The organism is Maribacter algicola (assembly GCF_003933245.1).
GTDB classification, from domain to species: Bacteria; Bacteroidota; Bacteroidia; order Flavobacteriales; family Flavobacteriaceae; genus Maribacter; species Maribacter algicola.
On record NZ_QUSX01000003.1, the window covers coordinates 24532 to 46788 of the forward strand.

Here is a 22257-nt window from a genome sequence, read left to right on the forward strand (position 1 = left end):
TTTAAAAAGGTCTTTTACCTGCAACCTTCATACCCATTGAACGAGCGGTCCCTGCAATCATGCTCATTGCCGCTTCAATCGTAAATGCATTAAGGTCTACCATCTTATCTTCGGCAATCGCCTTGATTTGATCCCAGGTTACACTACCCAATTTTACTCTGTTAGGCTCGCCAGATCCCTTTTTAATCTTAGCCGCTTCCAATAGCTGAACTGCCGCTGGTGGTGTTTTCACGACAAAGTCAAACGACTTGTCTTTATACACGGTGATAACAACTGGTAAAACCTTACCTTGCTTGTCCTGCGTTCGAGCATTGAACTGCTTACAGAACTCCATAATGTTAACACCGGCAGCACCTAAGGCGGGTCCAACCGGTGGCGATGGATTCGCTGCACCTCCCCTAACTTGTAGTTTAACTACTTTACCTACTTCTTTTGCCATTGTTTAAAATTAAATTGAAAGTGTGTTAATGGAAGCAACACTACTTTTAAATATGTAACAATTATCTTAAATCTTTTCTACTTGCATGTAGCTTAATTCCAATGGCGTTTTTCTACCGAAAATCTTTACCATTACCTCAAGCTTACGCTTTTCTTCATTTATTTTTTCAACGGTACCGTTAAACCCATTGAAAGGTCCATCAATAACCTTTACAGTTTCCCCAAAAACGAAAGGTATTGCAACACTATCCGTATTTACGGTCAACTCATCTACTTTACCTAACATCCTGTTAACCTCAGATTTCCTAAGAGGTACAGGATCACCTCCTTTAGTTTCCCCTAAAAAGCCAATTACATTAGTAATGGAGCGTATTATATGCACCATTTCACCACCTAAATTGGCCTTCACCATAATATAGCCCGGAAAGTAAACTCTTTCCTTATTGATTTTTTTTCCGTTCCTAATTTGAATTACCTTTTCCGTTGGAACCAAAACCTCTTCCAAATAATCAGAAAAACCATGCCTATCGACCTCACTTTGGATATACCCCTTAATCTTGTTCTCCTGACCACTTACAGCCCTAACCACATACCATTTCTTTTCCAATACTTCTGACATAGAGCTCAAATTAATTTAAAACGTAATCAAAATACAGTTGAACTACTTTGCTGAATACCGTATCCACTCCCCAAGTCGCCAAAGCGAAAATGATGGAAAAAACAGCGACCACTACCATTAAGTTTGAGGCCTCTGCCCTGGATGGAAGGGTAACATTATTCCTGAGTTCTTCAACGGATTCTTTAATATATGTCAACATCTCTACTGTATTAAGTTCAAAAAAATCTAGGAATGTAACTTCCCCAATTGCAAATTTTGCATTAAATGAGATTCCCCTTGATTATGCCCACGGATAAACTTCTCGTTTCTTTGCGTTGCCAATTTTTCAGCACGGGAGGAGAGACTCGAACTCCCGACACCTGGTTTTGGAGACCAGTGCTCTACCAACTGAGCTACACCCGTATGTGTGCATCACATAAATAAAAGTGACACAAATATGTATTTACATTTAAAGGTATCCGCCTAAAAGACGGACACCCTTAAAGTATATTATTTATAAATAATTGGATTAATCCAAAATCTTAGTAACCTGACCAGCACCTACAGTTCTACCTCCTTCACGGATAGCAAAACGAAGACCTACGCTAAGTGCAATTGGTTGAATTAATTCAACGGTAATTGTAAGGTTATCACCTGGCATTACCATTTCTACACCTGACGGAAGGGAAATATTACCGGTTACGTCTGTTGTCCTTACATAGAACTGCGGACGATAATTGTTATGGAAAGGAGTGTGACGACCACCTTCTTCCTTTTTCAAAATATACACCTCAGCTTCAAATTTAGCATGCGGCTTTACAGAACCTGGCTTACAGATAACCATTCCACGGCTAATTTGAGATTTCTCAATACCTCTTAACAAGATTCCAACATTATCTCCTGCTTCACCTCTGTCCAAAATTTTACGGAACATTTCAACACCAGTAATAGTTGAAGATAATTTTTCAGCCCCCATTCCAATAATATCTACGGCGTCACCAGTGTTTGCGATACCAGTTTCAATTCTACCAGTCGCCACAGTACCACGACCTGTGATAGTAAATACGTCTTCAACGGGCATCAAGAATGGCTTATCCACATCTCTTTCTGGCAATTCGATCCAACTATCAACAGCGTCCATCAATTGCATAACAGTATCAACCCATTTTTGTTCACCGTTCAAAGCACCTAAGGCAGAACCAGAAATTACAGGTCCATTATCACCATCGTACTCATAAAAAGAAAGCAATTCCCTTACCTCCATTTCAACAAGCTCCAACAACTCCTCATCATCAACCATATCCACCTTGTTCAAGAAAACAACGATTCTAGGGATACCTACTTGGCGACCCAATAGGATGTGCTCACGAGTTTGTGGCATAGGTCCATCTGTAGCGGCAACAACCAAAATTGCACCGTCCATCTGAGCAGCACCGGTAACCATGTTTTTTACGTAATCCGCGTGACCTGGACAGTCAACGTGCGCATAGTGACGGTTAGCTGTTTGGTACTCAACGTGCGATGTATTTATTGTAATACCTCTTTCCTTTTCCTCTGGAGCGTTGTCGATAGAATCGAAACTTCTCTTTTCAGAAAGACCTGCGTTTGACAGAACCTCTGTAATAGCTGCAGTCAATGTAGTTTTACCGTGATCCACGTGTCCAATGGTACCAATATTTAAGTGTGGTTTGGAACGATCGAAAGTTGCCTTTGCCATGTTTATTTAATTTTTATTCTTAGTTTATATTAGTGTACAAATTTATACCTTAATTGAGCCAATGACGAGATTTGAACTCGTGACCTCTTCCTTACCAAGGAAACGCTCTACCCCTGAGCTACACCGGCGTAAAGTGTTGAATCCACCTGCGATATGGCAGACTCCTGCCTTCGCAGGAACGACTATAAAGTCAAGAAAATAGAGCGGGAGACCGGGTTCGAACCGGCGACATTCAGCTTGGAAGGCTGACGCTCTACCAACTGAGCTACTCCCGCTTATAAATTTTCAAAATTTCACTTCAATACTGATAGACAAAGCTATGTGGGGAGAGCAGGATTCGAACCTGCGAAGACATAGTCAGCAGATTTACAGTCTGCCCTCGTTGGCCGCTTGAGTATCTCCCCGCTTTATCAGTATTTTAAGAACTTAGGAGCCGATGGAGGGACTCCCTTCGACCACGCTCAGGATAAACTTCTCGTCCCAACAAACACCAAGTATTTTTTATTTACTTTTTGTCTGCACCCCAATGCTTTTTCACTATTCCAGGAGCCGATGGAGGGACTCGAACCCACGACCTGCTGATTACAAATCAGCTGCTCTAGCCAGCTGAGCTACATCGGCACTTTTAGCGCTTTTTTTAGCACAAAAAAGTCCGCTATTTCTAACGGACTGCAAATGTATAGATTTATTTGTTTTTTCAAAACAAATTTCAAAAAATTTTCATCATGCGTTGGCTCTTAATTTTTGCTTTCTCTTAATCAATTTTCTTTCCAAAGAATTACATGCCGTATCCACTGCCTCTTCAAACGATTTACATTGCTTTTTGACCATGAAATTATTCTTTGGGACATTCAACTTAATTTCCACAATCTTGTTTTCTTTGGAACTGGTATTCTCTACCTTCAAATAAACATCGGAACTAATCACCTTATCATAAAAAGTTTCCAATTTATCCAAACGGTTTTGCAGAAAATTTATCAATTTGACATCTGCATTAAAATTAACGGATTGTGCGTTTACTTTCATAAGCTGGAATTTTATGCCCCTTTGCTATTTAGGGACGGAATTAAACAATCTATTTGTTTTTCCCTCTAGGGTGGGAAGAAGCATGTATTTTTTTAAGTTCAGCTATACTGTTATGCGTATAAACCTGCGTGGATGCCAAACTTGAATGGCCTAGCAACTCCTTGACAGAATTCAAATCAGCACCTTTATTCAAGAGATGCGTTGCAAAGGTATGCCTCAATATATGAGGGCTTTTCTTAACCTTGACGGACACCTTTCTAAAATACTTATTTATAATTCTATAAACAAGGGTTTCGTATATTTTATTGCCTTTATCCGTCAATAATAAAAACTCTGAATTTTCAGCCAATGTCATGGTGTTTCTTACTAATAAATAGTCCTTTAAGAGTGTTATGGTCTCCCGCATCAAAGGAATGATTCGCTCCTTGTTCCTTTTTCCCAAAACCTTTATGGTTTTTTCCTCAAGGTCCACATCTTTAAGCTTAAGGTTAACCAACTCAGCCCTTCTAATTCCGGTAGCATATAATATATGTATCACAAGCATATCCCTCGTGCCTTCAAAATCATCGGAATAACTTATTGTGTTCAGTACATGTTCCATTTCCATCTCAGAAAACGGAGTTTCCAATTTTTTTGGGGTTTTCAAGGCCCTATGCTTTGACAGAGGATTCGTTGTAATAGATTCAATCTTTTGAAGAAATTTATAGTATGCCTTAAGGGAAGCTATTTTCCTGTTTATCGTCCTATTGGAAATACCTGTGTCTGACAAGGCCACTATCCAACTCCTAATTATGGTGTAGGCAATAGTGTCAATGTTCCCTATCACAAATTGAGATTGGCAAAAATTCTTAAACTCCAAAAGATCTTTGCAATACGCCCTAACCGTGTGGCCGGAATATTTTTTCTCCAAGGCAAGGTAGTCCGTGAATTGATCTAAAAGCATGAACCAAAGTTAGGAATTGCTTTGGAGAAAACACCAATAACAAAAAATCCCGCAAGATGCGGGATTTAGCTTATATAATATCAACTTCTAAAATTCCTCTTGGTCCCTTAGACTTTGAATGTATTGTGCTTTTTGTATTTGAGCTCTTCGCTCTACTGAAGGCTTAGTAAACTGTTGACGTTTTCTCAACTGCCTCATTGTACCTGTCTTATCAAACTTTCTCTTGAAACGTTTTAAAGCTCTATCTATGTTTTCTCCTTCTTTTACTGGTATAATTAACATGGGCTACAACCTCCTTTCTTTTGTGATTAAGGCCGCAAAGATAAAAACTAATTTAATATGGGCAACAATATTTCTCTTTTTGAAGCAAAATTCCTTCATTAATTGGTTGCGGGACGGTATTCCTTTTTATCAATGATAATCTTTGCGATTATTTCCCTGAGTATTTCCGAGGTTCCTCCACCAATAGGTCCCAATCTGCTATCGCGCAGCAATCGTGCCATGGGGTAGTCTTCAATGTATCCATAACCTCCTAAAAACTGTAGGCATTCGTAAGCGACCTCATCAGCCATTTTGGTGGATTTAAGTTTGGAAATAGTAGCTTCTTTCACTACATACTCACCTTTGTCCAATCTACTTGCTACGTAATAATTGTACTGCTTACAAATTTCAATGTCCGCGTGGAGATCCACGATTCGATGACGCAATGCCTGAAATTGATTTATCGTTTTTCCAAACGCTTCACGTTCCGACATATACTGCATCGCATAATCCAAAGCATATTCCGCTCTAGCATGCGCATTAATTCCCATTACAAGGCGTTCAAGAGCAAATGCCTCCATTATATAAGAAAATCCCATACCTTCCTCTCCCAATAAATTCTCTGAGGGAATTTCAACATTGTCAAATGCAAGCTCAGCGGTATCCGAAGCCCTCCACCCTAGTTTGTTTAATTTATTTGCAGATACACCCTTTGCATTTCTATCAACTACAAAAATGCTGATTCCTTTATTTCCTGCGGTACTATCTGTCTTAGCTGCTAAGATGATATAATCTCCATATACGCCATTCGTAATAAAGGTTTTTGAACCATTAATTATATACATGTCACCCTTTTGTATGGCAGTAGTTCTCATACCAGCAACATCACTTCCTCCATAAGGTTCCGTAACACCAAGACAGCCGATTAATTTACCATAGGCACTAGGCTCTAGATATTTTTTCCTTATATCCCCTTTGGCCCTCTTGTTCAAATAGGTCATGGCCAAGTAAGCATGTGCCCACATTGCGGCTGCAAAACCACCGGAATTTATTTTTTGCAATTCCTCCAAAAAAATAACGGTGTAAAACAAGTCCAGACCTAAACCGCCATCTTCCTCTGGTGTGGCAAGACCAAAATATCCCATCTCACCAAACTTTTCCCAAATAAATCTTTCGATGGTACCGGTCTCCTCCCATCTCTCTATATGGGGCACTACTTCCTTCTGCAAAAAATCCTTTAGGCTTTGCCTAAACAAAAGATGTTCTTCAGTGAAGTAAATATTGTTCATAGCTTTATTTTTTGAGGGACAAATATAAAGGAAATCTATCAATACGGTCGGCAGGAAAATTCTCGATTTGAGTCAATTCACTAAAGGACAGGATTTCACCGTTTTTAACCCGATAACTTACAATTCCTTCCGCAACACTCCTGGATATGTACACTATTTTGGACAGTTCCCCTACCGTTGCGGTATTGATATCTATCTTTTGAATTTCAGGTATGTTCAACACCCTGTATTTCTCAAGGATACGCTCTGCAACAGCAGGCTCCAAACCATATACGTCATATAACTGGTTGTCCAATAAAAAACCGCCCAATCTATCCCTAAACTTTAATATTCTTTCGGAAAGTACATTCCCTACCCCATAAATGTCTTGAAGTTCTTCAAGTGTCACTCCGTTCAAATCCTTTATTCGAACAGATATAGGTTTAGTGCTTTTCTCCAGGTTGGTTGCATCCTTCAAAGTCCTTGTTTGACTATTGGCCCATTCAGGAAATTTAAAAAAGGGCGATATGAAATTCAGCAAAGAATCAGAGACGCCGGTCACTTCTTGAAATTCTTCCTTGGAGTTGACGTACAGGTCTCTATCCCTGAACCGGTGAAGACGATCGATTTCATCTACTGAAAGACCCAATGTATATCCTTTGAAATCCGATATGAAATTTGGGTTGAAAGGGTGGAGTTTCAGCGAATCGCTTTTTTTACTTTCCTCTTTTATGTTATCAATTTTTTCTTGCATTTCCTTGTCCAAAACGATGGGCTCAAAATATACATTTGAAAAATGATTATACAACCAAAAAGAGGCTTGCACCAGTACGATTAGTAAAAGCAAAAAGAAAATCCCACTTCGCTCCTGTTTTGTAAACTTGAAGTGGGATTTTTTCAATGATATCAGATTAAAACTATTCAGTAACGGCTTTTACCTTAAGTTTGATGGCATCCATATATTTTTTAAGCTCTCCCTTTACCTTGGGTGCCAAGATCACAATCCCGATCATATTTGGGACCATCATACCAAAAATCATTGCGTCTGAAAATCCGATTACGGAACCCATACTCGCAGAGGCTCCTACAATCACGAATAGACAGAAAATAATCTTATAGGTATACTCCGTTTTCTTTGTTCTTCCAAAAAGATATGCCCAAGCCTGATAACCGTAATAGGACCAAGAAATTTGGGTACTGAAAGCGAAAAGAACCACGGCTACCGTTAAGACGTATGGGAACCAGCTAATTACCGAACCAAATGCACCTGAAGTCAACAAGATGGCATCGGCATCATTCAGACCAGCGTTTCCTGGGTCAACATTACCTGTTATAATTAGTACCAACGCTGTCATTGTACATACCACCACGGTATCTATAAAGGGTTCCAATAGAGCTACCAAACCTTCTGAAGCAGGGTACTTTGTTCTTACTGCAGAGTGGGCGATGGAAGCAGATCCAACACCGGCCTCATTTGAAAAGGCCGCCCTTCTAAACCCTTGAATCATGACCCCAACGGCACCACCAACGATTCCCACAGGTGCGAAAGCACCTTGAATAATCTCATTGAAGGCCCAACCAATCATATCAAACTTGGCTATCAGCACAAAAAGGGAGGCGCCTACATAAATCACGACCATAAAAGGAACTATCTTATCCGTAACCTTGGCAATGGATTTAATACCACCAATGATTACTATTCCAACCAAAACCGCCATGACCAAACCAAAAACCCATCGGTAACCATAAAGAAAGGACTCGGTTCCACCTGTCATATTTTCAAAAAGCTGCACGGCTTGGTTTACCTGGAACATATTACCGCCTCCAAAAGAACCGCCGATACACATAACAGCAAATGCTCCGGCCAATATCCTCCCTAAGCTCTTGTTCTTAAGCCCCTTGTTCAAATAATACATGGGCCCTCCAAAAATAGTTCCATCCTTGCCTACGTCCCTGTATTTTACTCCTAGGGTACATTCCACGAATTTAGAGGCCATTCCCAAAAATCCGGCAATGATCATCCAAAATGTAGCGCCCGCCCCACCAATGGAGACCGCTACGGCTACACCAGCAATATTCCCCAGTCCAACAGTTGCGGATAGCGCTGCCGTAAGTGCCTGAAAGTGGGATACCTCCCCGTTGGAACTTTCATCCCTTATGGTATCCAAAATATCACCATCGACTACAATCTCGTCCTTGTTATCCGCCAAATGCTTATCAAGGCTTTCCACCTTGTTCAAATCCACTCCGGCCGCAATTCCATCTTCCCCATAAAGCTCCTTGGCCCCATATTTCTCAATGTCCTCATACTTGCCCATTACAACTTTTAAGGCTGTCCATACCCCAGTAAAATTTATAAAACGGAAATAGATGGTAAAGAACCCTGCCCCCAATATCAATGGGAACAATACCCAATATATTTTTATATTCTCTGAAAAAGGTATCTGGTAAAAAATAAACTCCACGAACCACCCTGTTAGGTCTCCGAAAACTTTATCGATTTTTTCATCTATCCCCATTTCACCGGCCTCTTGGGCCATGGACAAAAAAGGGAACATGAAGGAACAAAGACTTAGAAGTTTATACTTCATACTTTTTTTGATTTTTAGTTAGTTAGTTTGGCAATATCACAAAAAAAATGAACCCAATCAAATTATAACGTTGAATTAACTCAAGTCAATATGGAACATTTCATTCAACTTTTTTATTTGTTCCGGTCTACCTAGAACTATTACCTTACTCTTAGGCTGCAATTGAAGGTCCGCTTCAGGATTAATTATGTATTCGCCATCCGGTGCAATATAACCTATTATCGTACAACCGGTTTTTCTTCGTAGGTCCAGATCTCGCAAAGAATTGCAATCTACTTGATTCGAGAAGTCCTCGATGGCCACTTCTTCCAGATTGGTAGTATGCTCCCCTTCCACCGATAGTTTGTCCATAAAGGTTATAAGGTCGGGCATTACGACCAATGAGGCCATATGGTCACCACCTATTTTATCGGGCATAATCACTTTATTGGCACCCGCCAGCTGCAATTTATGTTGGGAAGTAACCTGCGAAGCCCTACTGATGATAAATAGGTTCGCATTCAATTGGCGTGCGGATAGTACTACAAATAGATTGGCCGCATCATCTGGCAATGTAACGATCAAGTATTTGGCCCTCTCGATTCCGGCAGCTAGCAATACCTCATCTTCATTGGCATCACCCTCCATAAACAGTATCTCATCATCATATTTTTCCAAAAGCTCCTTGTCCCTTTCAATTACCACAAAAGGCTTTTTATACGCTTTAAGCCTTTCTGCCGCCTGCATCCCGTTTCGACCAAAACCACACACTACTACATGATTTGATAATTTATCGATCCTATTTTTCACTTTCTTCAATTTTAATATTTGCGGACTGTTTCTATTCAAAAGGTATTCCGTGATAACGGAAATGGCAAAACCAAAGATAAATACACTGGTCACTATCAAAACGACAGTAAACATTTTCCCTTGTATATCCATGGGGCGTACTTCAGAAAAACCTACGGTCGTAACCGTTATGATAGTCATATAAAGGGCATCCATCCAAGAATAATCCTCAATATAACGATAGCCCAAAATCCCAAAAAACAGCACCACTATCATTAATAGTAAAGCCACATAGAGTTTGGAACGAAAGAGCTTAACCATAACTATAAATCAAATACAGATGTTCTTTTGGTATAGATCAAATCCTTGATTTTTAACCAAAATGCCAAAAACAGATATAGGGCAAATCCAAATCCCAGGGTAACGAAAGTTAGATAGATAAAGGAAGTCCTCACAACCCTGGCCCTGATTCCAAGCCGGTCAGCAATTCTCCTACAAACTTCAAATCCTCGCTTCTGAAGATAATGCAACAAATTATATAAAATGTTCATAGGATAAAATTAGGATTTTAAATTCAATAATTTGGTCCCAACGGCGCACTGCAAGCATTTATTCCTCGTACAATAGTTATTGTATAATTGTAATAGGGACTGGCTTTCAAAAGCGGAATTCACAGGAATATCCAAATGCTTAAAATTATCGATAATACTATTCTTTTCTTCATCAATATTTTGAATCAGGGAAAGTAGGGAGTCCGAATTGTAGATCCCCTTATTTCTCAAATAACAGTATCTAACGGGAATTATCGTATTAATAATCAAAAGGTCAACAAATTTCTTGGAAATACTCTTTGGCGATTTTTTTGATTCCTTTCCAAAATTAAAATGTGTGTCCCAATAGGAACTCGCCCTTATTTTAAAAAGCCCATATATTTCTTCTTTTGAACAATGTACCAAATCGCGGAATAAATTATTTGAGGATGCATATAACATGGCGAACTGAGAAAGTCGAATGGTTGGAAAGTTGGGTGGCCTCAATTTAAAAAATGAAACTTTGGCCACGCTTGTCAAATCCAGTTCGTATTTGGATTTTAAGTATCCAAAAGTTTTTTTCAGTTCTATATAATATGCATCCAAAATATCCTCGGACTCCAACAATCCTGACATACCGAATAATAGACATTCCAATTCAAAAGGTTTCCCTACCAAGTGCCTCACTTGGGAAAAATTCAAATTCTTTCCCAGGCTGAAAAATGCCTCTCCGTTGATTTTTGATCCAAAGTTCTTTAACAAAAGTGTAAACAAAACCTTTTCCCAGTCATTGCCAAATTTCTCCAAGAGATTCAAGATGACCTTGGACTTGTCTTCCAACCGCTCCAAATACAAGCGATCTTGCCAGTTCTTGAAATCGAATCCAGAAACTTCATTAATATCCTTCCCGCAATTGATAAACTGACCGGAATTTCCCTTCATCAATTTTTGATATCCATCCAACAAACGGGAATCTATCAAGTTTTTTAATTCAAGAGCAGGTATTTCCGACCCGTCTTTTCTATAAACCGATACATCATCGTTCCAAACCACATGAAGTATTACATTGTCATAACTACTGTCCTGTTCATGATGATGTACGTACCAGTCCGAAGCATTTATATGAATTTCCACATTCCCGGCCCAAAGTTGGTTCCCTATGCGTACTTGGGCATTAAAAAAATCTGGGCCGCTCAAAAGATTGTGGGAGCCTGCGTTAAGAATCATAAGATTCTCCCCACCGGAAGTCTTCAACCCCAGGCTAGGATACTTTTTGTAATTCCAGATGTAGTGCAACAAGTCTTCCCGCATGTGGCAGAATTAAAAAGACCCGCACAAGGCGGGTCTCCAATTTAAGTATTTAAATTCAATTTATTCGGCTACCTCACCTTCCCAGTTCATAAATCCTCCTTCCAGATTAAAGGCGTTTTCAAAACCAAGACTGTTCATGATGGCACATGCCTGACCAGATCTATTGCCGGACCTGCAATAAACGTAATAGTTCTTTGATTTGTCCATCTTTTCAAGTTCATCTATAAAACCTTGACCTTTGTAAATATCGATATTGACCGAATTGGGTATAAACCCTTCCTCGACTTCGGTATCCGTTCGAACATCCAAAATGATTGCATTGTCGTCCTGCGCTAGCCTAGAGGCCCATTCCTCTTGCGATAAGTCTGCCATAATAGTTTTTTTCAAAAATAGCGGATCTATTTGAAATCAGTTAAAAATAATTTTAACAAAAAATTAAATCGGTTGGATTAGGATAATTCCTTTGAACCGACATAAATTTGTATATACAAATATTGTTTGTACATGAACGTTGAGGAAATCATAAAAACAAAAAAAGAAATTCCCTTGGAAGCGAGAACCATCATTCATTTGACATTGGTTACCAACAAGATCAATGAAATGATGTCGGCCTCGTTAAAACCCTTTGGAATTTCCATTCAACAGTTCAATGTGTTGCGCATATTAAGGGGCCAGGAAAATAAACCTGCCAACCTATCCACCATAAATGAAAGGATGGTCACGAAAATGAGCAATACTACAAGGTTGGTTGACAAATTGTTGGCCAAAGATTATGTCATCAGAAAAATATGTCCGCAGAACAGAAGGAAAGTAGAAATCAAAATCACTACAAAGGGTTTGGATGTTTTAAATGAAATCGATGGCATAAAATTTGAAATGGAAAAGAACATCGTCAAGAACTTTTCCGTCACTGAATTAAAAGAACTAAATAGTTTATTGGATAAATTTTAATGGAATGAAGGACATAATACATGATTTGAATTGGCGCTACGCCACCAAAAAATTCGATACGACAAAGAAGGTTAATTCGGAGGATTTGGAAACACTCTTGGAAGCAACTAGATTGAGCGCCTCATCCTATGGCCTCCAACCTTACCATATTTTTGTGATTGAAAATAAAGAACTCAGGGAAAAACTAAAACCTGTCACATGGAACCAATCGCAAATAACGGATGCCTCCCATGTCATAGTGTTTGCCAACAAAAATTCTTTTGGTGAGGATTTGGTAGACGACTATTTGGACAATGTGGTCCAGACCCGGGGCATTACCCATGAAGCCGTTAAAGGGTATTCGGATTTTATGAAGTCGAAACTAATGGGACTCCCCAATGAACACAAAAATAGCTGGACGGCCAGGCAGGTATATTTGGCCCTTGGTAATTTAATGACCGTGGCCGCCTCCATGAAAATTGATACTTGCCCCATTGAAGGTTTTGAGAATGAAAAGTACAATGAAATATTGGGGCTGAAGGAATCAAACCTAAATGCTTCGGTCGTATTGGCCATCGGCTACAGGGCGTCATCCGATGAAACCCAGCACCTGTCAAAGGTACGTTACCCAAAAGAAAGATTATTCACCCATTTATAAACAAAAATTAGTATTCAAACAATTAAATTAAAAACATGAAAAAATCAGTTTTAAGCATTGCATTGGCTCTAGTATTCGGATTTTCAGCAACCGCCAACGCTCCTATTGATGGAGAAAAAAAAGAAGTAAACGTCAGTGAAAGCAAAGTTACATGGAAAGGTTATAAAGTAACGGGATCACATGAAGGAACAATAAATCTTAAATCCGGCCATTTGGTAATGGATGGCAACAAATTAACTGGAGGTGAGTTCGTTGTGGACATGACTTCGATCACCAACTTGGACATGGCCTCTGGAGAAGGAAAGGAAAAACTGGAAGGGCATTTAAAATCCGACGACTTTTTTGGAGTTGAAAATTACCCTACCGCCAAATTGGTAATTACATCCGCAGAATCCATGAACAAGAATTCATATTCTGTAAAAGGTGACTTAACTATCAAAGGAAAGACTAATCCGGTAACTTTTGTTGTATCCATTTATGAGAATAAAGCTACTGCCACTCTCAAGGTAGATAGAGCAAAGTATGATGTACGATACGGCTCTGGAAGTTTCTTTGATAACCTAGGAGACAAAACAATCTATGACGAATTTGATTTGGTCGTAGATTTGGCCATCTAACATTCTACTTCTAAATTACTTTTATAAAAGACCTCTAGGGAATTTACCTAGGGGTCTTTATTTTTTTATATATAAAATTGGTGCATTTCAATTTCCTTTCTATATTTACGCCAATGAAAACAATGAAAAAAACTTGGTGGTGGAATAACTTACGACAGCATTCGTGAGCTAGTACTCCATGTAAAAAATATAGAGGCTTGTCATCACGACAGGCCTTTTTTAATTTATAACGTTTATCATGTCCTACACATTAAAGACATTCTCAAAAAAAATACTGGCAGACACTATAACGCCCGTCAGTGTGTATTTAAAAATTAGGGATAAGTTCCCCAATAGCATTTTGCTGGAAAGCAGCGATTACCATGCCAATGACAACAGTTTCTCCTATATCTGTTGCAATCCCATTGCATCCATAAAAATTCAGGATGAAAGGATTTTAAAGGAATTTCCCGATGCCAAAAAGCAATCTATTGACATTTCGGAAAAAACTGATGTAATTTCTGAAATTGACAATTTTGCCAAAAGTTTCAAGATAACAGAACAGGACTATAAATTTATAACCAACGGACTTTTTGGGTTCATGGCCTATGATGCCGTTCGTTATTTTGAGGATGTTAAAATCTCCCAAAAACCGAATTCGGTCGAAATTCCGGATATCTATTATGCCGTCTACCAAAACGTGATCGCCATAAACCATTTTAAGAACGAAGCCTATATTTTTGCGCACTGTTATGATTCGGGGAATAATATTTCCGATATAGAACGATTGTTGAACGTTAGGACATTTGCTTCCTACAATTTCTCCAAAGAGGGAGAAGTCAAAACAAATTTACTGGACGAGGAATACAAGGAGCATGTGGATTTGGCAAAAAAGCACTGTCAACGCGGTGATGTCTTTCAATTGGTATTGTCCAGAAGGTTTTCCCAAAAGTTTAAGGGGGACGAATTCAATGTCTATAGGGCATTACGTTCCATAAATCCTTCCCCGTACCTTTTCTTTTTTGATTATGGCGATTTTAAAATTTTTGGAAGTTCACCCGAAGCACAGCTGATCGTTAAAAACGGTAAGGCGGAAATCCATCCCATTGCAGGCACCTACAAACGTACTGGAAATGACGAAAAAGATGCCGAACTGGCTAAAAAATTGGCCTTGGACGATAAGGAAAACAGCGAGCATGTGATGCTTGTAGATTTGGCCAGAAACGATTTAAGCCGAAACGGTAATTTGGTCAATGTGGACACCTATAGGGAGGTACAGTATTTCTCCCATGTGATCCATTTGGTCTCCAAAGTTACGGGAATGAAAAAACCGGACATCCCTACCCTAAAAATTGTGGCGGATACCTTTCCCGCAGGAACCTTGAGTGGAGCGCCCAAGCACATGGCCATGCAGCTCATTGAAAAATATGAAAAAACGAGCCGTAGTTATTACGGAGGAGCAATTGGGTTTATGGATTTTAACGGCAATTTTAACCATGCCATAATGATCAGAACTTTTTTAAGCAAAAACCATGAACTTCATTTTCAGGCCGGTGCCGGACTAGTCGCGGCGTCAATTGCCGAAGACGAGCTACAGGAAACGTATAATAAATTGGGGGCCTTGAACAAGGCTCTGGAAATTGCAGAAACTATCTAAATGGCAAGAAAGGTATTAATGATAGACAATTACGATAGTTTCACCTATAATTTGGTTCACTATCTCGAGGATTTGGATTGCGAAGTAATCGTAAAACGAAACGACCAGTTACATTTGGAAGACGTAGATGATTATGATGAAATTGTGCTTTCCCCAGGACCCGGAATTCCGGACGAGGCCGGATTATTAAAACCCATTATTGAAAAGTATGCTCCAACCAAGCGTATTTTTGGAGTCTGTCTGGGACAACAGGCCATTGCAGAGGTCTTTGGGGGGTCCTTGGTCAATTTGGACCAAGTTTACCACGGGGTTGCGACCAAAATAAGAGTTTCCGTCGATGACTATATTTTTGATGGTCTTGAGACGGAATTGGAAATAGGCAGATACCATTCTTGGGTTGTAGACCCCAATTTGCCAGATTGCCTGGAGGCGACTTCCCTAGATGAAAACGGACAGATTATGTCACTTAGGCACAGGGACTACGATGTTAGGGGCGTACAGTTCCACCCAGAATCCGTACTAACCCCAGAAGGAAAAAAAATGTTGCAAAACTGGTTAAAACAAAAAAAATGAAAGAGACACTTAATAGACTCATTAACCACGAAATCCTTGAAAAAGAGGATGCGAAACAGATTTTGGTCAACATTGCCAAGGGAGATTACAACACCAGCCAAATCGCTGCTTTCTTAACAGTTTATATGATGAGGAGCATTACCATAGAAGAACTTGAGGGGTTCCGGGATGCCTTGTTGGATTTATGTTTGGCAGTTGATCTATCGGAATACAATCCAATTGATTTATGTGGTACAGGCGGTGATGGTAAGGACACTTTCAACATTTCTACTTTGGCCTCCTTCGTTACGGCTGGTGCCGGTATAAAAGTTACCAAACACGGTAATTACGGAGTTTCATCAAAATGCGGGAGTAGTAACGTGATGGAATTTCTGGGTATCAAGTTTAGCAATGAGGCGGATTTCCTTAAAAAATCCATTGAGGAAGCGGGCATTTGTGTACTGCATGCACCACTTTTTCATCCAGCCATGAAAAACGTGGCCCCTATAAGAAGGGAATTGGCTGTAAAGACTTTCTTTAATATGTTGGGACCTATGGTAAACCCTGCATTTCCAAAAAATCAAATGGTGGGGGTTTTCAATTTGGAATTGGCAAGAATGTATGGCTATCTATATCAAAATACTGATAAGAACTTTACGGTTTTACACGCTCTGGACGGCTATGATGAAATCAGTTTAACAGGAGATACAAAAACGATTTCCAATGGGTCCGAATCCATCCTAAGACCTTCGGATTTTGGTATTTCCCCCATTTCCGCTGATACTATCCTAGGTGGCGATGATATACCTGAATCTGCCCAAATATTTATGAACGTACTGAACGGCAGGGGAACGGAGGCTCAAAACAATGTCGTCTGTGCCAATGCAGGAATTGCCATCAGCACTGTAAAAGGTATTGGTCCCAAAGAAGGATTTGATTTGGCCATGGAGTCCCTAAAAAGTGGTAAGGGACTAGCCGCTCTAAAGAAATTACAAGCCATTAGTGCATCATGAATATTTTAGACAAAATAGTTGCCGACAAGAGAAAAGAAGTCGCCTTAAAAAAATCCATAATTCCTGCATCACAATGGGAAAAATCAGTTCTTTTTGGGCGGGATAGAAACTCTTTGGCAGAAGCTTTAAGAAAGAGTGAAACTGGTATTATAGCGGAACATAAAAGGCGTTCACCATCGAAATCCATCATCAACCAAAATATCAATGTGGGTCAGGTCGCCCAAGGCTATAATAAGGCAGGGGTTTGTGGCATAAGCATTTTAACCGACATTAAATATTTTGGAGGATCCTTGGAGGATCTATTGTTGGCAAGGGCATCGGTAGATATCCCGCTTTTGAGAAAGGAATTCATAATTGATGAATACCAACTTTTGGAAGCAAAGGCCCATGGTGCCGATGTGATTCTTTTGATAGCGGCGGTACTGACACGAATTGAAATCAAAAATCTATCTGAACTTGCCCAGTCGTTAGATCTTGACGTGCTACTAGAGGTTCACAATGAGGAAGAACTTAAAAAATCCACCATGCCAAGTTTGGATATGTTGGGCGTCAATAACCGGAATCTAAAGACATTCGATGTCAGCTTGGATACCAGCAAGGAATTATCCCAGCTCATCCCAAATGATTTTGTAAAGGTTTCAGAAAGTGGAATAAGCTCTATTGAAGCCATTGAGGCTTTAAAAATATTTGGTTATAAAGGTTTTCTAATTGGTGAAAATTTTATGAAGTCGGTTAATCCAGGTGAAAGTGCCAAAATGTTTATAGATCAACTAAAAAAATAAATGTCATTTCGAGCGAACGCGAGAAGTCAAAAATAGATTTCTCTATAGCGTTGCTCATTTTAGAATGACAAATAGAGTCTTATGAAACTTAAAATCTGCGGTATGAAATACAATCCCAAGGAGGTTGCGGTCTTGCGACCCGATTATTTGGGATTTATATTTTGGGAACCCTCTGCTAGGTATTTTGATGGGGAAATCGCAGCATTACCATCGGACATAGAAAAAATTGGGGTGTTTGTAGATGCCGATATATCCTATGTGCGGGAACATATTGAAAAATATGACCTCCAAGGTGTACAATTGCATGGAAATGAGACCCCGGAATATTGTAAAGAACTTTTAGAGTTAACAGGAAGTCCTGGCTGGTCTTCAAAACCTGTAAGGTCTATTAAGGTATTTTCGATAAAGGATAAATTCGATTTTAATATACTTAAAGCATACGAAAATGTCTGTGACTATTTCTTGTTCGATACAAAGGGCAAACTTCCAGGCGGCAACGGCTACGTTTTTGATTGGTCAATTTTAAAAAACTACCCATCTTCCAAGCCCTATTTCTTAAGCGGAGGGATTGGACTGGAAAATGTTGAAGAAATTAAAAAGTTCCTGCAAACAGCCGGGTCAAAATATTGCCATGCCCTTGACGTCAACAGCAAATTTGAGGACCGACCGGGGTTAAAAAATATAGAGAACCTTATTGAATTTAAATTGCATTTAAGCATTTAATACGTTATGATTATGAGATATCATGTTGATGAAAAAGGATATTATGGGGAATTTGGCGGAGCGTTCATCCCTGAAATGTTGTACCCCAATGTAGAAGAGCTGCGCCAGAAATATTTAAAAATCATGAATGAGGAATCCTTTCAAAAAGAATTCCATCAGCTCTTAAAAGATTATGTGGGGCGGCCATCGCCATTATACTTTGCAAAAAGACTTTCGCAGAAACATGGTGCAAAAATCTACCTAAAGCGGGAAGACCTCAACCATACGGGTGCCCATAAAGTGAACAATACAATTGGTCAGATATTGATGGCCAAAAGACTAGGCAAAACAAGGATAATAGCGGAAACAGGGGCAGGGCAGCACGGTGTGGCCACGGCAACCGTGTGCGCCCTCATGGGAATGCAATGTATCGTTTATATGGGTGAAATCGATATCGCACGGCAAGCTCCCAATGTTGCCCGTATGAAAATGCTGGGTGCGGAAGTTAGACCCGCCACATCAGGTAGCAAAACCTTGAAAGATGCAACAAACGAGGCCATTAGGGATTGGATCAACAACCCTGTGGACACCCATTACATAATTGGTTCGGCCATTGGACCACACCCCTACCCTGATATGGTAACCCGTTTTCAATCGGTCATATCGGAAGAAATAAAATGGCAGTTAAAGGAAAAGGAAGGACGTGAAAACCCGGATTATGTGGTGGCCTGTATAGGTGGCGGAAGTAACGCGGCCGGTACTTATTACCACTTTTTGGACCAGCCGGAAGTGGGCATCATCGCAGTGGAAGCAGCCGGAAAGGGAATTGATTCCGGGGAAAGTGCCGCTACATCCGCATTAGGTAAAATTGGAATCATCCATGGTTGTAAAACCATGTTGATGCAAACACCTGATGGCCAGATTACGGAACCCTACTCCATTTCGGCAGGTTTGGATTACCCGGGCGTTGGACCTATGCACTCACACCTTTATGCATCGGGCAGAGCCGAATTTTATTCCGCCACCGATGATGAGGCCATGACGGCAGGTCTGGAACTCTCCCAATTGGAAGGCATTATTCCGGCGATTGAATCCGGTCACGCCTTTGCCATTTTTCACCACAAAAAATTTAAACCAGACGATGTGATAGTAATGAGCTTATCTGGAAGGGGCGATAAAGATTTACAGACATACATAGATTATTTTAAGTTATAAGGATGAATAGAATACAACAGAAATTAAAGGAAGACAAGAAACTATTGTCCATTTATTTTACGGCAGGATATCCATCTTTAGATAGCACAGTTAGCATTATCAAGGATTTGGAAAGGAACGGCGTGGATATGATAGAAATTGGTCTACCTTTCAGTGACCCTTTGGCTGACGGACCTACTATACAGGAAAGTTCTACTGCCGCTTTAAAAAATGGAATGACCTCGGATTTTCTGTTTGATCAATTAAAGGATATCCGTGAGTCGGTTTCCATTCCTCTTATCATCATGGGGTATTTTAATCCCGTGCTTCAATATGGCGTTGAGGCATTTTGCGCGAAATGCCAGGAAATTGGTATCGACGGACTCATATTGCCCGATTTACCTTTGGATGTCTACGAGTCCGAATACAAAGCGATTTTTGAAAAATACGGATTGTTGAATACGTTTCTCATTACCCCGCAAACCGGTGACGAAAGAATCCGCCAAATTGATAAAGCCTCCAATGGTTTTATCTATATGGTAAGTTCCGCAAGCGTTACGGGTTCAAAATCCGGATTTGGAAACGAGCAAGAGGCCTATTTTGAACGAATTGCCTCTATGGAACTGAAAAATCCACAGATCGTGGGCTTTGGAATCAAAGATGCGGAGACCTTTCAACAGGCCACTCGCGGGGCCAAAGGAGCCATTATTGGTTCGGCCTTTATAAAATTTTTGTCAGAAAATGGGGAAAGTAATATCGCTAGTTTTATAAAAGAAATACGATGAGCTTTATCAACGATTGGCGAATCATTATACTACTTTGTTTGACCCTAGGCCTTGCACCATTTTTCCCTGAACCGCATCTTTGGGGCAAAATCAGATGGATTGTGGGTGGGGCCAAAGGAATGGCTTTGATGGATTGGTTCGATGTCCTTCTGCATGGTTTTCCCTTTATCTTGCTACTTCGTAAAATTATTCTTTACCTGATCAAAAAGTAGTTTCATTTGAATCCGTAGCCCTATCTTTAAAGATAATTTGAGTCGATACATTAGGCAGAACACATTTATGAAATGAGCCATAACTAGTCTTGATACCCACTGGGATGGTTAATGGCGAATTGCATCTGACCTATAAAAACAATAAAATAAACAGATGAAAAGAATTTTACCCTTTGTACTTTTAATTGCTACAGTTTGCAATGTTACCGGTCAAGATGTGGTGTCCTTAAAATCGAAGGTGCGTAAAACCATTGAAGAATTGAAGGATTTTGTGGCCATTCCAAATGACGCCCTAAATGCGGATGACATAGATGACAATATTCTTTGGTTACGGAATAAATTTAATGAACGTGGCTTTAACACAAGTATTCTTGAAACAGAGGGACTACCCTTGTTTTTTGCAGCACTGCCCATGGACGACACCAAACCGACCCTACTTTTCTATATGCATTTTGATGGTCAATCCGTGGACCCGTCCAAATGGATTCAAAAAGACCCCTATGTTTTGGAATTAATGTCTGAAAACGAAGGACAATGGCAAAAAGAGTCCTTTGATGCACTGGATACCGATATCAATTATGAATGGCGCCTTTTTGGCCGTTCCTCCTCAGACGATAAAGGGCCTATTGTCATGTTTCTGAACACGATCGATTTATTAAAGGAAAACGATGTTGACCTACCTTTTAACATAAAGGTGATATTGGATAGTGAGGAGGAGAAAAGCAGTGCCCCATTGCCAAAAGCCGTGAAAACCTATAGGGAACTTTTGAAGGCTGATTTTTTGATTATCAATGATGGGCCCGTACATGCATCGGGCAAACCTACCGTTGTATATGGATGCAGGGGTATCACCTCATTGTCACTGACTACATTTGGCGCTGCAAAACCACAACATAGCGGACATTATGGGAATTATGCCCCAAACCCAGGTTTTATTTTGTCCAAATTATTGGCATCTTTCAAGGATAACGAAGGTAGGGTAGTAATCCCTGGATACTACGATGGTATTGTGTTGGACGATGCCACCCAAGCTATTTTAAAAAGCGTTCCTGATGACGATGTCGAGATTAGGGAAAGGCTCCAATTTAATTCTTCCGATAAAGTAGGGTCGTTCTATCAAGAATCCTTACAATATCCCAGTTTGAACGTACGGGGATTGGGCTCAGCATGGATCGGTGAAGAGGCACGCACCATTGTTCCCGCAACTGCAACAGCCGAATTGGACCTGAGATTGGTACCGGAATCGGATGGAAACCGACTCAAAAAATTGGTAAAGGATTTCATAAAAAAACAAGGTTTCTATAGTACAGATACAATTCCAACGAAGGAGGAAAGACTGAACCATGAAAAAATAATCATGATCAAGGAAGGTTCCGTAACAGATGCCTTTCGAACGGATTTGAGCGATCCTTACGGAATGCATATTGTAAATACCTTGGAAACTAAATTTGAACAGGATGTGGTGCAGATCAGGATTATGGGAGGTACCGTTCCCATTGCCCCTTTTGTAAACGAATTAAAAATCCCGGCATTTCTCGTCCCATTGGTGAATCCTGATAACAACCAACACAGTCCTAACGAAAATCTTAAAATCGGTCAAATTGCCTATGGTATACAAGCCTTTTATGCGCTGTTGAGTACTCCGATCGTAAAATAAGTTTGACTTTAACATCCACTAACAAAGGTTTAATGCGACCTTAACGGAGTTTGCACTAGCTGTTCCTT

At 40.0% G+C, this 22257-nt stretch carries 26 protein-coding genes and 5 tRNA genes; 12 read left to right on the forward strand and 19 right to left on the reverse strand.

What is annotated here, in order from left to right; translation table 11 throughout:
• Window position 1 precedes the first annotated feature (1 nt).
• The 19 genes from rplK to DZC72_RS15075 form a co-directional block, all read right to left on the reverse strand.
• On the reverse strand, window positions 2–439 hold the full coding sequence (gene rplK / locus DZC72_RS14985) for a 50S ribosomal protein L11 (protein WP_125223752.1): 438 nt from the start codon (window positions 437–439) through the stop codon (window positions 2–4).
• Between the two features lie 66 nt (window positions 440–505).
• Window positions 506–1057: a transcription termination/antitermination protein NusG gene (gene nusG, locus DZC72_RS14990; protein ID WP_125223753.1), complete on the reverse strand. Its 552-nt coding sequence runs from the start codon at window positions 1055–1057 to the stop codon at window positions 506–508.
• Window positions 1058–1067: 10 nt separating this feature from the next.
• Entirely contained in the window at window positions 1068–1256 is a 189-nt protein-coding gene (gene secE / locus DZC72_RS14995) for a preprotein translocase subunit SecE (protein ID WP_099545812.1), read from the reverse strand.
• A gap of 130 nt (window positions 1257–1386) precedes the next feature.
• Window positions 1387–1459: transfer RNA gene (locus tag DZC72_RS15000), tRNA-Trp, on the reverse strand.
• Between the two features lie 106 nt (window positions 1460–1565).
• Window positions 1566–2753 (reverse strand): elongation factor Tu, encoded by a 1188-nt coding sequence (tuf, locus tag DZC72_RS15005; RefSeq protein ID WP_099545811.1) that lies wholly within the window; start codon window positions 2751–2753, stop codon window positions 1566–1568.
• A 56-nt stretch (window positions 2754–2809) separates the two neighbouring features.
• Window positions 2810–2881, reverse strand: a tRNA-Thr gene (locus DZC72_RS15010).
• A gap of 74 nt (window positions 2882–2955) precedes the next feature.
• Window positions 2956–3028, reverse strand: a tRNA-Gly gene (locus DZC72_RS15015).
• A gap of 47 nt (window positions 3029–3075) precedes the next feature.
• Window positions 3076–3157 (reverse strand) — tRNA-Tyr (locus DZC72_RS15020).
• A gap of 143 nt (window positions 3158–3300) precedes the next feature.
• Window positions 3301–3374, reverse strand: a tRNA-Thr gene (locus DZC72_RS15025).
• A gap of 102 nt (window positions 3375–3476) precedes the next feature.
• Window positions 3477–3779 carry a ribosome hibernation-promoting factor, HPF/YfiA family gene (hpf, locus tag DZC72_RS15030; protein WP_099545810.1) on the reverse strand — a complete coding sequence of 101 codons (303 nt, stop codon included), beginning with the start codon at window positions 3777–3779 and terminating at the stop codon, window positions 3477–3479.
• A 49-nt stretch (window positions 3780–3828) separates the two neighbouring features.
• Window positions 3829–4722, reverse strand: coding sequence for a tyrosine-type recombinase/integrase (locus tag DZC72_RS15035; protein WP_125223754.1), 894 nt, complete (start codon window positions 4720–4722; stop codon window positions 3829–3831).
• Between the two features lie 87 nt (window positions 4723–4809).
• Window positions 4810–5004 carry a 30S ribosomal protein S21 gene (gene rpsU / locus DZC72_RS15040; RefSeq protein WP_099545808.1) on the reverse strand — a complete coding sequence of 65 codons (195 nt, stop codon included), beginning with the start codon at window positions 5002–5004 and terminating at the stop codon, window positions 4810–4812.
• Between the two features lie 98 nt (window positions 5005–5102).
• On the reverse strand, window positions 5103–6272 hold the full coding sequence (locus DZC72_RS15045; protein ID WP_125223755.1) for an acyl-CoA dehydrogenase family protein: 1170 nt from the start codon (window positions 6270–6272) through the stop codon (window positions 5103–5105).
• Window positions 6273–6276: 4 nt separating this feature from the next.
• Window positions 6277–7152: a ComEA family DNA-binding protein gene (locus tag DZC72_RS15050; protein WP_243641759.1), complete on the reverse strand. Its 876-nt coding sequence runs from the start codon at window positions 7150–7152 to the stop codon at window positions 6277–6279.
• A gap of 16 nt (window positions 7153–7168) precedes the next feature.
• Entirely contained in the window at window positions 7169–8842 is a 1674-nt protein-coding gene (locus DZC72_RS15055; RefSeq protein WP_125223757.1) for an alanine/glycine:cation symporter family protein, read from the reverse strand.
• A 75-nt stretch (window positions 8843–8917) separates the two neighbouring features.
• Window positions 8918–9931, reverse strand: coding sequence for a potassium channel family protein (locus tag DZC72_RS15060; protein ID WP_125223758.1), 1014 nt, complete (start codon window positions 9929–9931; stop codon window positions 8918–8920).
• Window positions 9932–9933: 2 nt separating this feature from the next.
• Entirely contained in the window at window positions 9934–10161 is a 228-nt protein-coding gene (locus DZC72_RS18005; protein WP_125223759.1) for a PspC domain-containing protein, read from the reverse strand.
• Window positions 10162–10170: 9 nt separating this feature from the next.
• A complete protein-coding gene (locus DZC72_RS15070) occupies window positions 10171–11451 on the reverse strand; it encodes a DUF2851 family protein (RefSeq protein WP_125223760.1) in 1281 nt (426 codons plus the stop codon).
• Window positions 11452–11511: 60 nt separating this feature from the next.
• Window positions 11512–11823: a rhodanese-like domain-containing protein gene (locus DZC72_RS15075; RefSeq protein ID WP_125223761.1), complete on the reverse strand. Its 312-nt coding sequence runs from the start codon at window positions 11821–11823 to the stop codon at window positions 11512–11514.
• Between the two features lie 132 nt (window positions 11824–11955).
• Between DZC72_RS15075 and DZC72_RS15080 the strand changes: the two genes are divergently transcribed.
• The 12 genes from DZC72_RS15080 (at window position 11956) to DZC72_RS15135 (ending at window position 22189) form a co-directional block, all read left to right on the forward strand.
• On the forward strand, window positions 11956–12402 hold the full coding sequence (locus tag DZC72_RS15080) for a MarR family winged helix-turn-helix transcriptional regulator (protein ID WP_125223762.1): 447 nt from the start codon (window positions 11956–11958) through the stop codon (window positions 12400–12402).
• A gap of 4 nt (window positions 12403–12406) precedes the next feature.
• Window positions 12407–13039, forward strand: a complete 633-nt coding sequence (locus DZC72_RS15085; RefSeq protein ID WP_125223763.1) for an NAD(P)H-dependent oxidoreductase — start codon at window positions 12407–12409, stop codon at window positions 13037–13039.
• A 35-nt stretch (window positions 13040–13074) separates the two neighbouring features.
• Window positions 13075–13656: a YceI family protein gene (locus DZC72_RS15090; RefSeq protein ID WP_125223764.1), complete on the forward strand. Its 582-nt coding sequence runs from the start codon at window positions 13075–13077 to the stop codon at window positions 13654–13656.
• Between the two features lie 238 nt (window positions 13657–13894).
• Window positions 13895–15292 (forward strand): anthranilate synthase component I family protein, encoded by a 1398-nt coding sequence (locus DZC72_RS15095; RefSeq protein ID WP_125223765.1) that lies wholly within the window; start codon window positions 13895–13897, stop codon window positions 15290–15292.
• Window positions 15293–15865: an anthranilate synthase component II gene (locus tag DZC72_RS15100; RefSeq protein ID WP_125223766.1), complete on the forward strand. Its 573-nt coding sequence runs from the start codon at window positions 15293–15295 to the stop codon at window positions 15863–15865.
• The gene (trpD, locus tag DZC72_RS15105) at window positions 15862–16857 is read left to right on the forward strand and encodes an anthranilate phosphoribosyltransferase (protein ID WP_125223767.1); all 996 of its coding nucleotides are present in this window, start codon (window positions 15862–15864) and stop codon (window positions 16855–16857) included. Before DZC72_RS15100 ends, trpD begins: the two co-directional genes overlap by 4 nt.
• Window positions 16854–17639, forward strand: coding sequence for an indole-3-glycerol phosphate synthase TrpC (trpC, locus tag DZC72_RS15110; RefSeq protein WP_125223768.1), 786 nt, complete (start codon window positions 16854–16856; stop codon window positions 17637–17639). Before trpD ends, trpC begins: the two co-directional genes overlap by 4 nt.
• An 81-nt stretch (window positions 17640–17720) precedes the next feature.
• Window positions 17721–18362, forward strand: a complete 642-nt coding sequence (locus tag DZC72_RS15115; protein WP_125223769.1) for a phosphoribosylanthranilate isomerase — start codon at window positions 17721–17723, stop codon at window positions 18360–18362.
• Window positions 18363–18374: 12 nt separating this feature from the next.
• Entirely contained in the window at window positions 18375–19556 is a 1182-nt protein-coding gene (gene trpB / locus DZC72_RS15120) for a tryptophan synthase subunit beta (protein ID WP_125223770.1), read from the forward strand.
• A 2-nt stretch (window positions 19557–19558) separates the two neighbouring features.
• Window positions 19559–20320, forward strand: a complete 762-nt coding sequence (gene trpA / locus DZC72_RS15125; protein WP_125223771.1) for a tryptophan synthase subunit alpha — start codon at window positions 19559–19561, stop codon at window positions 20318–20320.
• Window positions 20317–20532 carry a hypothetical protein gene (locus DZC72_RS15130; protein ID WP_125223772.1) on the forward strand — a complete coding sequence of 72 codons (216 nt, stop codon included), beginning with the start codon at window positions 20317–20319 and terminating at the stop codon, window positions 20530–20532. Before trpA ends, DZC72_RS15130 begins: the two co-directional genes overlap by 4 nt.
• A gap of 154 nt (window positions 20533–20686) precedes the next feature.
• Entirely contained in the window at window positions 20687–22189 is a 1503-nt protein-coding gene (locus DZC72_RS15135) for a M20/M25/M40 family metallo-hydrolase (RefSeq protein ID WP_125223773.1), read from the forward strand.
• Window positions 22190–22257: the final 68 nt, after the last annotated feature.